Origin of the sequence: Sphingomonas immobilis (assembly GCF_030580995.1) — a bacterium.
Lineage (GTDB): Bacteria > Pseudomonadota > Alphaproteobacteria > Sphingomonadales > Sphingomonadaceae > Sphingomonas > Sphingomonas immobilis.
Genome location: NZ_JAUQSZ010000008.1, coordinates 13,752 through 27,365, shown reverse-complemented (window position 1 = coordinate 27,365; position 13,614 = coordinate 13,752). Strand labels below are relative to the sequence as shown.

General features: G+C 67.8%; 12 protein-coding genes. 9 read left to right on the top strand and 3 right to left on the bottom strand.

All coding sequences use genetic code 11. The annotated features are described in order from the left end of the window. Positions 1–18 precede the first annotated feature (18 nt). From Q5H94_RS12225 to Q5H94_RS12190, 8 genes are all read left to right on the top strand, one after another. Positions 19–2,499, top strand: a complete 2,481-nt coding sequence (locus Q5H94_RS12225) for a circularly permuted type 2 ATP-grasp protein (RefSeq protein WP_304561555.1) — start codon at positions 19–21, stop codon at positions 2,497–2,499. Further along, entirely contained in the window at positions 2,496–3,386 is an 891-nt protein-coding gene (locus Q5H94_RS12220) for a transglutaminase family protein (RefSeq protein WP_304561554.1), read from the top strand. The genes Q5H94_RS12225 and Q5H94_RS12220 overlap by 4 nt, the downstream gene beginning before the upstream one ends. 277 nt (positions 3,387–3,663) lie before the next feature. Beyond that, entirely contained in the window at positions 3,664–4,608 is a 945-nt protein-coding gene (locus Q5H94_RS12215; protein WP_304561553.1) for a DnaJ C-terminal domain-containing protein, read from the top strand. A 7-nt stretch (positions 4,609–4,615) separates the two neighbouring features. Further along, complete coding sequence (locus tag Q5H94_RS12210) at positions 4,616–5,593, top strand: YihY/virulence factor BrkB family protein (protein WP_304561552.1); 978 nt, start codon at positions 4,616–4,618, stop codon at positions 5,591–5,593. Then, positions 5,590–6,393, top strand: a complete 804-nt coding sequence (gene fabI, locus Q5H94_RS12205; protein WP_304561551.1) for an enoyl-ACP reductase FabI — start codon at positions 5,590–5,592, stop codon at positions 6,391–6,393. The genes Q5H94_RS12210 and fabI overlap by 4 nt, the downstream gene beginning before the upstream one ends. A gap of 9 nt (positions 6,394–6,402) precedes the next feature. Continuing rightward, positions 6,403–7,470 carry a chorismate synthase gene (gene aroC / locus Q5H94_RS12200; RefSeq protein WP_304561550.1) on the top strand — a complete coding sequence of 356 codons (1,068 nt, stop codon included), beginning with the start codon at positions 6,403–6,405 and terminating at the stop codon, positions 7,468–7,470. Positions 7,471–7,572: 102 nt separating this feature from the next. Next, positions 7,573–7,920 carry a hypothetical protein gene (locus Q5H94_RS12195; RefSeq protein ID WP_304561549.1) on the top strand — a complete coding sequence of 116 codons (348 nt, stop codon included), beginning with the start codon at positions 7,573–7,575 and terminating at the stop codon, positions 7,918–7,920. Positions 7,921–8,048: 128 nt separating this feature from the next. Further along, positions 8,049–8,288: a hypothetical protein gene (locus Q5H94_RS12190; RefSeq protein ID WP_304561548.1), complete on the top strand. Its 240-nt coding sequence runs from the start codon at positions 8,049–8,051 to the stop codon at positions 8,286–8,288. 3 nt (positions 8,289–8,291) lie between these two features. Here Q5H94_RS12190 and Q5H94_RS12185 read toward each other — a convergent pair whose 3' ends face one another. Continuing rightward, a complete protein-coding gene (locus Q5H94_RS12185) occupies positions 8,292–9,581 on the bottom strand; it encodes an adenylosuccinate synthase (RefSeq protein WP_304561547.1) in 1,290 nt (429 codons plus the stop codon). 162 nt (positions 9,582–9,743) lie between these two features. Between Q5H94_RS12185 and Q5H94_RS12180 the strand changes: the two genes are divergently transcribed. After that, the gene (locus Q5H94_RS12180; protein WP_304561546.1) at positions 9,744–10,751 is read left to right on the top strand and encodes an acyltransferase family protein; all 1,008 of its coding nucleotides are present in this window, start codon (positions 9,744–9,746) and stop codon (positions 10,749–10,751) included. Position 10,752: 1 nt separating this feature from the next. Here the strand turns inward: Q5H94_RS12180 and Q5H94_RS12175 are convergent, their stop codons facing one another. Both Q5H94_RS12175 and serA read right to left on the bottom strand, forming a co-directional pair. Next, positions 10,753–11,856 carry an ATP phosphoribosyltransferase regulatory subunit gene (locus Q5H94_RS12175; RefSeq protein WP_304561545.1) on the bottom strand — a complete coding sequence of 368 codons (1,104 nt, stop codon included), beginning with the start codon at positions 11,854–11,856 and terminating at the stop codon, positions 10,753–10,755. 123 nt (positions 11,857–11,979) lie between these two features. Beyond that, the gene (gene serA, locus Q5H94_RS12170) at positions 11,980–13,557 is read right to left on the bottom strand and encodes a phosphoglycerate dehydrogenase (RefSeq protein ID WP_304561544.1); all 1,578 of its coding nucleotides are present in this window, start codon (positions 13,555–13,557) and stop codon (positions 11,980–11,982) included. Positions 13,558–13,614 lie beyond the last annotated feature (57 nt).

The following is a 13,614-nucleotide window of genomic DNA, read 5'->3' as shown; positions in this document are numbered from 1 at the left end:
GGGAGGCCCTGAGGCGACGTGGCGACGTTGGCGGCACCAAGTCTGCTCGACCCATCGATCCACGCCGCGCGCTGGATCGCGGACTATTGCGGCCGCCGCCAGCCGGGCGACGTGCTTTGCTCCGATATCGGCAATCCCGCCTGGGCGGCGATGCTCGAGGAGATCGCCAACGTCACCGGCGAGGAACTGACCGAAGCGCGCGAGCGCGTGCAGCGCCAGGCCGAGGATATCGGCACCGGCTTTCGCATCGCCGGCGAGATCGAGGAACGCCCCTGGCCGCTCTCGCCCGTCCCGCTGCTGATCGACGCGGAGGAATGGAAGGGCATTTCCGCCGGCATCGTCCAGCGCGCAGACTTGCTCGAACATATCGTGGCGGACCTCTACGGCGAGGCGAAACTGGTCGAGAAGGGGTTGATCCCGGCCGCGCTCGCGACCGGCAGTCCGTTCTATCTGCGGCCGATGGCGGGGATGGAGCCTCCCGGCGGCCGCCACCTGCAGTTCGTCGCCTTCGATCTCGGACGCGGGCCGACCGGCGAGTGGCGCGTCCTCGCCGATCACCTGCGCGGGCCCGCCGGGGCGGGCTATGCGCTGGAAAATCGGCTCGCGATCAGCCGCGCGTTCGGCGGCATGCAGGCCAAGCTCAATATCGAGCGTCACGCGCCGTTCTTCGCCGCCTTCCGTGAAGGCATCGCCGCCGCCTGCAGGCGGGCCGAACCCCGCATCGGGCTGCTGACGCCGGGCCGCTATTCGATCTCCTACGCGGAACAGGCGCATCTCGCGCGCTATCTCGGCTTCCTGTTCGTGGAGGGGCCCGATCTCGCCGCGCTGGAGGACAAGCTCTACGTCCGCACGATCGGCGGGCTGAAGCGCATCGACGCCTTGTGGCACCGCATCGACCCGCGCCTGCTCGACCCGCTGGCGCTCGATTCGCATTCGCAGATCGGCGTGCCCGGCCTCATCGACGTGATGGCGGCGGGCAATGTCGTGATCGCCAACGCGCCCGGCGCGGGCGTGCCCGAATCGCCCGCCTTCGCCGCCTTCCTGCCGCGCATCTGCGCGCGCGAGACGGGGCGCGACCTCATCATCCCCAACATCGCGACCTGGTGGTGCGGGCAGGACCGCGCGCGCAAGGCGGTGATCGAGGATTTCGACAATCTCCTGATCGGTCCCGCCTTCGGCACGCAGCCGCTCGGGCTCGACGGCATGACGCCGCGGCCGGGGGCGGAGATCACCGGCGACGCGCGCAAACGGCTGTTCGACGATATGGAGCGCCGCCCGCAGGATTATGTCGGGCAGGAGATCGTGCGGCTGTCGACCATGCCGGTCGTCACCGACGAGGGGCTGGTCGCGCGGCCCTTCACCCTGCGCGTGTTCGCGGCGCGCGGCGGCGACGGCAACTGGACGGTGATGCCCGGCGGCTTCGCGCGGATCGGCGCGGAGGCCGACGTACGCGCATCGGTGATGGGCGAGGGCAACTGGTCCGCCGACGTCGCGATCTGCGGCGACGAGCCGGTGCCGGCCGTGTCGCTGCTGCCCTCGACCGATTCGATCCACGTCCGCCGCAACCCCGGCACGCTGCCGAGCCGCGTCGCCGACAATTTCTTCTGGCTCGGCCGCTACCTGGAGCGTGGCGAGGCGCTGCTCAACATCATCCGCGTCATGCTCGGCAATTCGATCGACGCCGATGCCGGCGGTGCGCTCGATGCCGATACGATCGGGCGGCTGGTCGGGCTGGTGATCGACGGCGGCGGTGCGAAGAAGCCCGCCAATCTCAAGCGTGCCGAGCTGATCCAGTTCGCGCGCACCGCGCTGGAGAGCGAGGAGACGCACAGCGTGCGCGCGATCAACCGCCTCGCGCGCGGCATCGGCAAGGGCTCGCGCGACCGGCTGGCGGCGGATTTCGTACGGCTGCTCGACGCGCCCTTCCCGACGCGCGGCGGGATGCTCGACCGCGCGGGCTCGCTGCAGCGCCGCTACGCCGCACTCGCCGGGCTGTCGGCGGAGCATATGGGGCGGACGGCCGCGTGGCGCTTCCACGATCTCGGCCGCCGCATCGAACGCGCGCTGACGATGGCGCGCGCGGTGCCCGCCTTCGGATCGCCGAGCGCGGGCAGCGACGATCTGTCGACGCTGCTCGACCTTGCCGACAGCCAGATCAGCTATCGCCAGCGTTACCTGACCGGGATCGCGCGCGTGCCGGTGGTCGATCTCGTCGCGCTCGATCCGGGCAATCCGCGCAGCCTGGCCTATCAGATCGAGCGCATCGTCGAGCATCTCCGCGCGCTGCCGGTGCTGGGCGACGACGGCATGGAGGAGGCGCAGCAGACCGAGGCGATCAAGCTCAACGCGATGATCTCCACCGCCAACGCGACGCGGCTGAGCGAGCCGGTGTTCAAGAATATCGAGCGGCGGCTCTACAGCCTTTCCGATGCCGTTGCCCGCCGCTATTTCCTGCAGGGCGCGGAGCCGCTGCGGTCGCCGGGGATGACGCTAGCTTGATGTACGACATTCGGCACGTGACGCGCTTCGACTACGCATCGTCGGTCCGCTTCGCCCGCTGCAACCTGCGGCTGAAGCCTATCGCGTGGCCGGGGCAGACGCTGATCGACTATCGCCTCGTCATCTCGCCGTCGGGCCGCACCTTCCCGGCGCGCGCGGAGGCGGGGCTCGCCAACGTCGTGCGGCTCGTCGTCGAGGAGCCGGTCAAGCATCTCACCATCGAAAGCCTGTCGCGCATCGAGGTCGACCGCCTCGTGCCGGTGCCGCAGCCGGGCGATCCCACGCTCGCCAAGGTGGCAGAAACCGCGCGGGCCAGCCGCGACCCGTCCGCCTCCGGGCCCGCCGCGTATCTCTTCCCCAGCCCGCGCATCGCGCTCGACCGCGATATCGCCGCCTATTGCGCGCAGGATCTCCAGCCCGACCGGCCGGTGCTGGAGGCGGGAATCGCGCTGGCGCAGCGCATCCGCCGCGAGTTCAAGTTCGATCCCGAGGCCACGCTGATCGACACCCCCCCGCACGAGGCGTTCGAAAAGCGCGCGGGCGTCTGCCAGGATCTCGCGCAGATCATGATCACCGGGCTGCGGGCGGCGGGCCTGCCGGCGGCATATGTGTCGGGCTACATCCGCACCATCCCGCCCCCCGGCAAGAAACGGCTGGTCGGCGCCGATGCCACGCACGCCTGGGTGCTGATCTGGGCGGGGGCGGAGCTCGGCTGGGTCGGGGTCGATCCCACCAACGGCATCTGGATGGCGGGCGATCACATCATCATGGCGATCGGCCGCGATTACGGCGACATCGCCCCGATCGACGGCATCGTGCTGGGCGCGGGCGCGCAGAAGCTCGACGTGAGCGTGGACGTGGCCCCGCTGGAGGCGATCGCGGCGTAGGGAAGAGCGAAACCCGCTGTCCTACACCGGGCACCTTCCGCTATCCTGATTCGGTCGATCCTCGCAAACGCGCTCCGGCAGGGTCGCGTGAAGAGGTGCGGGCCAATGTGACGTCAGGATGAGTCTCCACGCCGGATCAGTGCAATTTTGGAAACGATCGCACCTTACATTTTCGATTCAGGTGTCAATCTGTCAAGCGAGGTATAACGCTGGGTGTAGATTGCGCTCCGGCGCGCTCTTCCCCAAATAAGCGCCGAGTTTCGAACTGGGGAATGACGTGGCCGATCCGTATCAGACGCTGGGTGTGAAGCGCGACGCGAGCGAGGCCGATATCAAGAAGGCCTATCGCACGCTCGCCAAGGAGCTGCACCCGGACCGCAACAAGGACAATCCCAAGGCGTCCGAGCGGTTCAGCAAGGTGACGCAGGCCTATGACCTGCTCAACGACAAGGACAAGCGCGCGCGCTTCGACCGCGGCGAGATCGACGGCGACGGCAATCCCGCCGCGCCGTTCGGTTTCGGCGGTGGGGGCGGCGGCGCTGGCCCCGGCGGCTTCCGGCAGGGCGAGGGCGGCTTCGATTTCGGCGCGAACGGCGATGCCGGCGATATCTTCGAGGGGCTGTTCGGGCGCGGCGCGGGCGGCGGCGGCTTCGCGAGCGGGTTCGGCGGCTTCGGGCGGCGGCAACCGCCGGCCAAGGGCGCGAACGTCGCGTACAAGCTGAATGTGTCTTTCGTCGATGCGGCGACGCTCGCGCCGCAGCGGATCACGCTCGCCGACGGCAAGACGATCGATCTCAAGCTGCCCGCCAATGTCGAGAACGGCACGCAGATGCGCCTTGCGGGCAAGGGTCAGCCTGGGCCGGGCGGCGCGGGCGACGGCATCGTCACGATCCAGATCGCGCCGCACAAGTTCTTCACCCGCGACGGTGCCGACGTGCGGCTCGATCTGCCGGTCAGCCTGTCGGAGGCGGTGCTGGGCGGGCCGGTGCGCGTGCCGACCGTCGAGGGCGCGGTGATGCTGACGATCCCCAAGGGCTCGTCCTCGGGCAAGGTGCTACGGCTGCGCGGCAAGGGCTTTCCCAGGCCCGATGGCAGCGGGCGCGGCGACCAGCTCGTGACGCTGATGGTCGATCTGCCGGTCGACGACGATGCGCTGATCGAATTCGTCGAGGGCTGGAAAGGCAAGGACGGGCGAAACCCGCGCGGCAACATGGGCGTTTGACGCCCTGATGTCAGATATTTCCCCCGTCTCGCCCGAGGAACGCGCGCTTCACGGCGAGCCCAATATCGGCGTCACCCCGGCCGATGTGCCCGCGCCGGTCAAACCGCTGGCCTATGCCTGGCTGGTTGTGAAGCGTGTCGTCATCGGCGTGTTCTCGGACGGGTTCGTCCATGCCGGCAATCTGGCCTATCTCGCGCTGCTGACGGTCTTTCCGTTCTTCATCCTCGCCGCCGCGATCGCATCGCTGCTCGGGCAGAGCGCGGAGACGCAGCGCGCCGTCGCCTCGTTCCTGCACGTCCTGCCCGACTCGGTCGCCGATCTGCTCCGCAAACCGATCATGGACGTGCTGAAGGCGCGGGCGGGCGGGTCGCTGCTGTGGCTCGGCGGGCTGGTCGGGCTGTGGAGCGTGGCGAGCTTCGTCGAAACGATCCGCGATATCTTTCGCCGCGCCTACGGCGTGCGGGCGAGCAAGCCGTTCTGGCATTACCGGCTGAGTTCGATGGCGGTCATCATCGCCTCGGTGTTCCTCGCGATGGTCTCCTTCGTCGTGCAGGGCGCGCTCGTCGCGGCGGAGCAGTTCATCTACCGCCTGCTGCCCTTCGCGCAGGATCTGGCAGGGTGGATCGGCATCTCGCGCGCGATCCCGGGCGTGGTGATGTTCCTCGCCCTGTTCATGCTGTTCGTATCGGTGACGCCGTCGAAATACCGCTTCATGGGCCATGCGCCCGAATGGCCGGGGGCGCTGTTCACGACTGCGTGGTGGCTTTCGATCACCGCGCTGCTGCCGATCATCCTGTCGCGATTGGCGAGTTACGATCTGACGTACGGCAGCCTCGCCGGCGTCATCATCACCTTGCTGTTCTTCTTCCTGGTGGGCCTCGGAATCGTCGTCGGCGCGCATCTCAACGCGGCACTGGCGGAACCGCCCCTTCCGGGAGTAAAGGCTTCAGGAGGGGTGGTCACAACGGAGGCGGCAAAAGCGTGACGGGTTTGATGCAAGGCAAGCGCGGGCTGATCATGGGCCTCGCCAATGATCGCTCCCTCGCCTGGGGGATTGCGAAGAAACTGAGCGAAGCGGGGGCGGAACTGGCCTTCAGCTATCAGGGCGAGGCGATGGAAAAGCGCGTGCGCCCGCTGGCCGAGCAGCTCGGCGTCGCGCGGCTGTTCGATTGCGACGTGACCGACATGGCCGCGCTCGACGGCACCTTTGCCGCGCTGGCGGCGGAATGGCCGACGATCGACTTCGTCGTCCACGCGATCGGCTTTTCCGACAAGAACGAGCTGCGCGGCCGCTTCATGGACACCAGCCTCGACAATTTCCTGCTGACGATGAACGTCTCGGTCTATTCCTTCACCGCCGTCGCGCAGCGCGCCGCCAAGCTGATGCCGGAGGGCGGATCGCTGCTGACGCTCAGCTATTACGGCGCGGAGAAGGTGATCCCGCATTACAACGTGATGGGTGTCGCCAAAGCCGCGCTGGAGACGAGCGTGCAGTATCTCGCCGTCGATCTCGGCCGCGACAACATCCGCGTCAACGCAATCTCGGCCGGGCCGATCAAGACGCTGGCGGCGAGCGGCATCGGCGACTTCCGCCTCATCATGAAGTGGAACGAGCTCAATTCGCCGCTCAAGCGCAACGTGACGATCGAGGATGTCGGCGGCGCGGGCCTCTACCTGCTGAGCGATCTCGCAAGCGGCGTGACGGGCGAGACGCACCATGTCGACGCGGGCTACAACGTGATCGGCATGAAGGCCGAAGACGCGCCGGATATCGCGCTCGTCTGACCCAGCGGTATGAGCTTCAACACTTTCGGGCGCGTCTTCCGGTTCACGACCTGGGGGGAATCGCATGGGCCGGCGATCGGCGCGGTGGTGGACGGCTGCCCGCCGGGGATCGCGCTGAGCGAAGACGACGTGCAGCCGTTCCTCGACAAGCGGCGGCCGGGCACCTCGCGCTTCACGACGCAGCGGCAGGAGCCCGATCAGGTCCGCATCCTGTCGGGCGTGTTCGAGGGGCGGACGACGGGCACGCCGATCGCGCTGCAGATCGAGAATGTCGATCAACGCTCCAAGGATTATTCGGAGGTCGCGCTCGCCTATCGGCCCGGCCATGCCGATTATGCGTACGATGCCAAATACGGCTTTCGCGACTATCGCGGCGGCGGGCGATCCTCGGCCCGCGAAACGGCGTCGCGCGTCGCGGCGGGCGCGGTGGCGCGGTTGGTGATCCCCGAGGTGACGATCACGGCCTGGGTCGAGGCGATCGGCGGCGATGCGATCGATCCCGCCAATTTTGATGCGGCCGAGATCGGCAACAACCCGTTCTTCTGCCCGGACGCGGTCGCGGCGGCGCGATGGGAGGGTCTCGTTGATGACGCGCGCAAGAGCGGGTCGTCGCTCGGCGCGGTGATCGCGTGCGAGGCGAGCGGGGTTCCGGCGGGCTGGGGTGCGCCGCTCTACGCCAAGCTCGACAGCGAGCTGGCGGCGGCGTGCATGAGCATCAACGCGGTGAAGGGCGTCGAGATCGGCGACGGCTTCGCGGCCGCCGCGCTGACCGGCGAGCAGAATGCCGATGCGATGCACCCCGGCAATGCGGGCCCGCGCTTCGACGCCAATCACGCGGGCGGCATCGCCGGCGGCATCTCGACCGGACAGCCCGTCACCCTGCGCGTCGCCTTCAAGCCGACCAGCTCGATCCTCACGCCGGTGCCGACGATCACTCGCGAAGGCGAGGCGACCGAGATCCGCACCAAGGGCCGTCACGACCCTTGCGTGGGTATTCGCGGAGTCCCCGTGGTGGAGGCGATGGTTGCGTTGGTACTGGCCGACCAAAAGCTGCTGCACCGGGCACAATGTGGCTAAGATGTGGCAATGGGGCGACAAGCCGAGCGACCCAATTGCAAGTGGTGCGTTCTTTACCCGAGCCTGACCAAAACCGGCAGGTTGGCAATGGGAGAGAATTTCATGCGTAATCATCTTCTGATCGGCGTCGCCGCACTTGGCCTTTCGACCGCAGCTTTCGCACAGACCGCTCCGGCCCCGCAGTCGCCGGCCCCGGCCGATCCCGCGGCGAGCGCACCGGCGCCGTCGACCACGGCCTCCGATCCCACCGCGCAGTCGACCACGACGACTACCAGCGATGTGACGACGACCAATTCGACCGCGCCGGTCGATCCGAGCGCCGCGCCGACTGCGGCTCCGGCCGATCCGTCGGCGACCACGACGACCTCGTCGAGCAGCACGACGACGAGTGATCCGGCCACGGACTCGACGACCACGACGACCAAGTCGAAGAAGAAGACCAAGCACTAAGACGATAATTTCGTTCGTACGAGCGCCCGGCAGCGAGAGCTGCCGGGCGCTCTTCGTTTGAGCCGGGCACGGAACTTGGCGCGTCGAAACGGGTTATTTGCAGGACGGTTCGTTCAATGGAGAGCGTGATGCGCGGTTTCGTCGGTCTGGCAGTGGTGAGCCTTCTGGTTCCGGCCGCGGCGTCGGCGCAACCGGCGACCGGTCTCCGCACCGACACGCCCACCGTGCAGAAAACCACAGCGACGCGCATTGTGCCCGCGCGCAAGACGCGCCCGGCGGTGGCCGAGGCCTATCGGATCAACAAGCAGGTCCGCGCCGCGCAACTGGCCGCGCTCAGCGCCAATGCCGAGGACAACAGTTCGCGTTGAACCTCAGTCCGCGAAGGGATCGCGGACGAGGATCGTGTCCTCGCGCTCCGGGCTCGTCGAGACCAGCGCGACGGGGCATTTGATCAGTTCCTCGATGCGGCGGATGTACTTGATCGCCTGTGCGGGCAGTTCGGCCCAACTGCGTGCGCCGGCCGTCGATTCCGACCAGCCCGGCATCGTCTCGTAAACCGGCATGACCGCGGCCTGATCGGCGGCGTGCGAGGGGAAATAATCGAGCGTCTCGCCGTTCAGCGTATAGCCGGTGCAGATCTTCACCTCGTCGAACCCGTCGAGCACGTCGATCTTGGTGAGCGCGATGCCGGTAATGCCGCCGACCGCCGCCGATTGCCGCACCAGCACCGCATCGAACCAGCCGCAGCGACGCTTGCGGCCGGTGACGGTGCCGAATTCATGGCCGCGCTGGCCGAGCTTCTCGCCGGTCTCGTCCTCGAGTTCGGTCGGGAACGGGCCCGATCCGACGCGCGTCGTATAGGCCTTGGCGATGCCCAGCACGAAGCCGACCGCGCTTGGGCCGAGGCCCGATCCACCGGCTGCCGTGCCCGAGATCGTGTTCGACGAGGTGACGAACGGATACGTGCCGTGATCGACATCGAGCAGCACGCCCTGCGCGCCTTCGAACAGGATGCGCCGTCCGCGCGCGCGCATCGCGTTGAGATCGCGCCACACCGGCTTGGCGAAGGGCAGCACGAACGTCGCGATCTCGCGCAGTTCGGCGAGCAGCGCCTCGCGATCGATCGGCGCCTCGCCGAAACCGGCGCGCAGCGCGTCGTGGTGCGCGGTGAGGCGATCGAGCTGCGGGCCGAGATCGTCGAGATGGGCGAGATCGCACACGCGGATCGCTCGCCTGCCGACCTTGTCCTCATAGGCTGGGCCGATGCCGCGCCGCGTCGTGCCGATCTTGCCCGCGCCGCTCGCATCCTCGCGCAAGCCGTCGAGATCGCGGTGCAGCGGCAGGATCAGCGCGCAGGTGTCGGCGACCATCAGCGTGTCGGTCGAGACGGCGACGCCCTGACCGCGCAATTTCTCGACCTCGGCCTTCAGCGCCCACGGATCGAGCACCACGCCGTTGCCGATCACCGAGGGCGTGCCGCGCACGATGCCCGAGGGCAGCAGCGACAGCTTGTAGACCTTCTCGCCGACGACGAGCGTGTGGCCGGCATTGTGCCCGCCCTGAAAGCGCACGACGACATCGGCGCGCTCCGCCAGCCAGTCGACGATCTTGCCCTTGCCCTCATCGCCCCATTGGGCGCCGATCACCGCTACGTTCGCCAAGTCTCGTTCCACATCGCTGACAGCAAGCGGGCACTCCTAAATGGCACGGGGCCGGGGGTCCATGCTTAAATCCCGGCCGATTGCGGTGGCGTGCTGCGTGGCCTACGATCAAGCGATGCCTGCCCACGGGGAACATGCAGACATGGGACGAGGGCGATCAGTGTGAAGACCGGGCGGAGCAGCCACTTCTCGGAATTGGACGGTATGCGCGGCATCCTCGCCGTGCTGGTGATGCTGATGCATTATGGCCTGAACACCATCGTTGTCCGGGTCAGTCATGGCGAGATACAGCGCGGCCTGTGGGAACTCAGCGTGGATTTCTTTTTCGTGCTGAGCGGCTTCGTGCTGGCTCGATCCTTCGCGCGATCGCCGCCGAATCTCGGGAGATATGCCATACGGCGCGTCCTGCGGCTGGGGCCACTGTACCTGCTGACCCTGTTCGTTACACTGGCCTGCGGCGCCCGAGCGGATGGGATCACGCTGATCGCCAATGTGCTGATCGTGCAGTCCCTGATCGGCCTAGACTCGATCAACTTTCCGTCGTGGAGCATACCGTTGGAGCTTTTCCTGCCGGCGCTGGGCCTCGTCATTGTGACGCGTTGGCAGCGCTGGCCGCGCGTCGCGATGCTTGCGACAGCGATGCTGTGCCTGACCGGTGCCATCGTTTGCTCCACCTCGCTGGCGCTGGAACATGACATGCGGCTGCTGCGCGCCGTCTTCGGTCTCGGGCTCGGGTTCGTGATGTTCCGGCTGGTAGGGGCGCATGTGTCGATGCTCGGTGGGCGACCGGTGCTGACGGGGATCGGCTTCGCCTGCATCCTGCTGATCATGCTGGTAGGGAGCCGCTTTCCGATGGCGACGGTGCTGTTCCCGCCGCTAGTCGTGGTGACTATCGCGACGGGCGCGACGACGCGCGGCCTGATGTCGACCGCGCCGGCCCAAGCGCTCGGGCGGTGGTCCTACGCGATCTATCTCGTTCACATTCCGGTCCTGCTGCTCGCGCAGCAGATATTGGGGGAGCAGGTGGTCGGGCGAAATCCGGTTTTCAAAATCGTGCTCGCCGGTCTCGCGCTGGGCGTCGCCTGGCTTTGCCACAGGTTCGTCGAGGTTCCGGTTGCGCGGCTATCGTCATCCATAGTGGCCAGCCCGATGCGGGCCGAGGCCACCTGACCTACAGCGCCCGCGCCTCACCCTCGGCCAGCACGTGCGTGCAGAGCTGCGCCTCGGGCGTGTCGCCTGCTTCCAGCGCGGCGACGGTGACCCAGCCTTCACCGCGCATCTTCGCTGCCAGCGCGGGATCGGCGTCGAGCGGCACGAACAGGCGGCGGCGTTCGATATCGGCGAGGCCCGCCGCGACGATGGCGTCGGCGTAGAGCGAAAAGCCGGTCGCGGCCTCCTCGCTGCCGTCCTCGTGCAGGATCGTGTAGCTGCCGCCGCGCCCGATCTCGCCGCGCACGCCGCCTGCGAAGATCGAGAAACCGAGCCACGACTGGAATTCGAAGCCGTGGCGCTCGGTCGGGTCGAGCGTGAGCGCGACGCGGCCTTTAAGACCCTCCGCCAGCGCCCACAGCCCGTCGAGCCGCGAGCGCAGCGCGCCGCCGACGTCGAACTGGCACAGCCGGTCGTGCGCCTCGAAGAACGGACCCGCCGCCTCGATGAGGGGGAGATATTCGGGGGCGATCTCCGCAACGCCGCCGGCGTCCTTGGCGTCGAGCCGGTCGCTGAGCAATGCGATCTTGTCTGCGCCAAGCGGCAGCGGGCCGGAGGCGAGGGTGGGGACGAGATCGGGCAAAGTGAAATCGATCGAGATATCGCCGACGCCAGCCGCTTCCAGCGCCTCGACCGCGACGCCGACGATCTCGCGCGCGGCGGCGACGGTATCGAGGCCGATCAGCTCGCAGCCCATCTGGAGGAGTTCGCGCTCGGGGCTGAGCTGCGAGGCGCGCAGCCGCAGCACCGGCCCGGCGTAAGACAGGCGCACCGGGCGCGGATGATGGCCCATGCGCGTCGCGGCGATGCGGCCGATCTGCGCGGTCATGTCCGGCCGGATCGCGAGGCTCTTTTGCGAGACGGGATCGACGAAGCGCACCGCATCCTGCGCGCGCGCCGCCTTGAGGCGCGAGGCGAGCCCGGCCTCGAACTCGGCGAGCGCGGGATCGGCGCGTTCGTAGCCGTGGAGGAACGCCGCCCCCAGCACCGCCTGCTCCAGCCGCGCGGCGGCGTCGGCGAAGGGGGGAAGGCGATCCCGGAAGCCTTGAGGGAGAAGCGAGGTCATGGTGCGCAGGGTATCCAAAACACCCGTTCGGGCTGAGCGTGTCGAAGCCCTGTACTTTCTTCGGAGAAGAAGAACAGCACTTCGACAGGCTCAGTGCGAACGGATTTTGGGTTTGCCGTCAGCTCAAAACGCCAGCGCCATCACGGTCTTCACGCCGGCGAGGGCGCGCACCTTGTCGAGCAGGTCGGGGGTGACCGGCTCGTCGACCGAGAGCAGCAGCACCGCCTCGCCACCCGCATCGCGGCGGCCGAGGTGGAAGGTGCCAATGTTGACGCGCTCCTCGCCGAGCAGCGAGCCGAGGCGTCCGATGAAGCCCGGCGCGTCCTCGTTGACGACATAGAGCATGTGGCCGGCGAGATCGGCCTCGACCTTGATGCCGAACAGCTCGACCAGACGCGGGGCGGCATCGCCGAACAGCGTGCCGGCGACCGAGCGCTCGCCCGCTTCGGTCTTGACCGAGACGCGCAGCAGCGTGTGGTAGTCGCCCTCGCGTTCGGTGCGGACCTCGCGCACCTCCATGCCGCGCTCCTTGGCGAGGACTGGCGCGTTGACCATGTTCACCGTGTCGGTCTGCGTGCGCAGGAAGCCGTGCAGCACGGCCGACGTGATCGGCTTGGGATTGAGCTCGGCGGCAGCGCCTTCGCTGTGGATCGAGATGCGCGCAAGCGCGCCGGTGGTGAGCTGCCCGATCAGGCTGCCGAGCTTTTCGGCGAGCGCCATGTAGGGCTTGAGGCGCGGGGCCTCTTCGGCGGAGAGCGACGGCACGTTGAGCGCGTTGGTGACGCCGCCCGAGACGAGATAATCGGCCATCTGCTCGGCGACCTGGATCGCGACGTTGACCTGCGCCTCGTTGGTGGACGCGCCGAGGTGCGGTGTCGAGATGAAGTTCGGCGTGCCGAACAGCGGGCTCTCCTTGGCCGGCTCGGTGACGAACACGTCGAGCGCCGCGCCGCCGATATGGCCCGAGTCGAGCCCTTCCTTCAGCGCGGCCTCGTCGATCAGCCCGCCGCGCGCGCAATTGATGATGCGCACGCCCTTCTTGGTCTTGGCGAGATTCTCCGCCGAGAGGATGTTGCGCGTCTGGTCGGTGAGCGGCGTGTGCAGCGTGATGAAATCGGCGCGGGCGAGCAGCTCTTCGAGCTCGACCTTCTCGACGCCGAGTTCGAGCGCGCGTTCGGGCGACAGGAAGGGATCGAACGCGACGACCTTCATCTTGAGGCCGAGCGCGCGGTCGGCGACGATCGAGCCGATGTTGCCCGCGCCGATCAGGCCGAGCGTCTTGGACGTCACCTCGACGCCCATGAAGCGGTTCTTCTCCCACTTGCCGGCCTGGGTCGACTTGTCGGCCTCGGGCAGATCGCGGGCGAGCGCGAACATGAGCGCGATGGCGTGTTCGGCGGTCGTGATCGAGTTGCCGAACGGGGTGTTCATCACGACCACGCCCTTGGCGGACGCGGCAGGGATATCGACATTGTCGACGCCGATGCCGGCGCGGCCGACGACCTTGAGGTTGGTGGCGTGTTCGAGGATCGCCTTCGTGACCTTGGTCGAGCTGCGGATGGCGAGGCCGTCATAGTCGCCGATGATCGCGGCGAGTTCTTCCGGCGTCTTGCCGGTGATCTCGTCGACCTCGACGCCGCGTTCGCGGAAGATCTGTGCGGCCTTGGGGTCCATTTTGTCGGAAATGAGAACTTTGGGCATGACGAATTGCCTTTCTGCAATTCGTCATCCTGACGAAAGTCAGGATCTCAGGCGGCA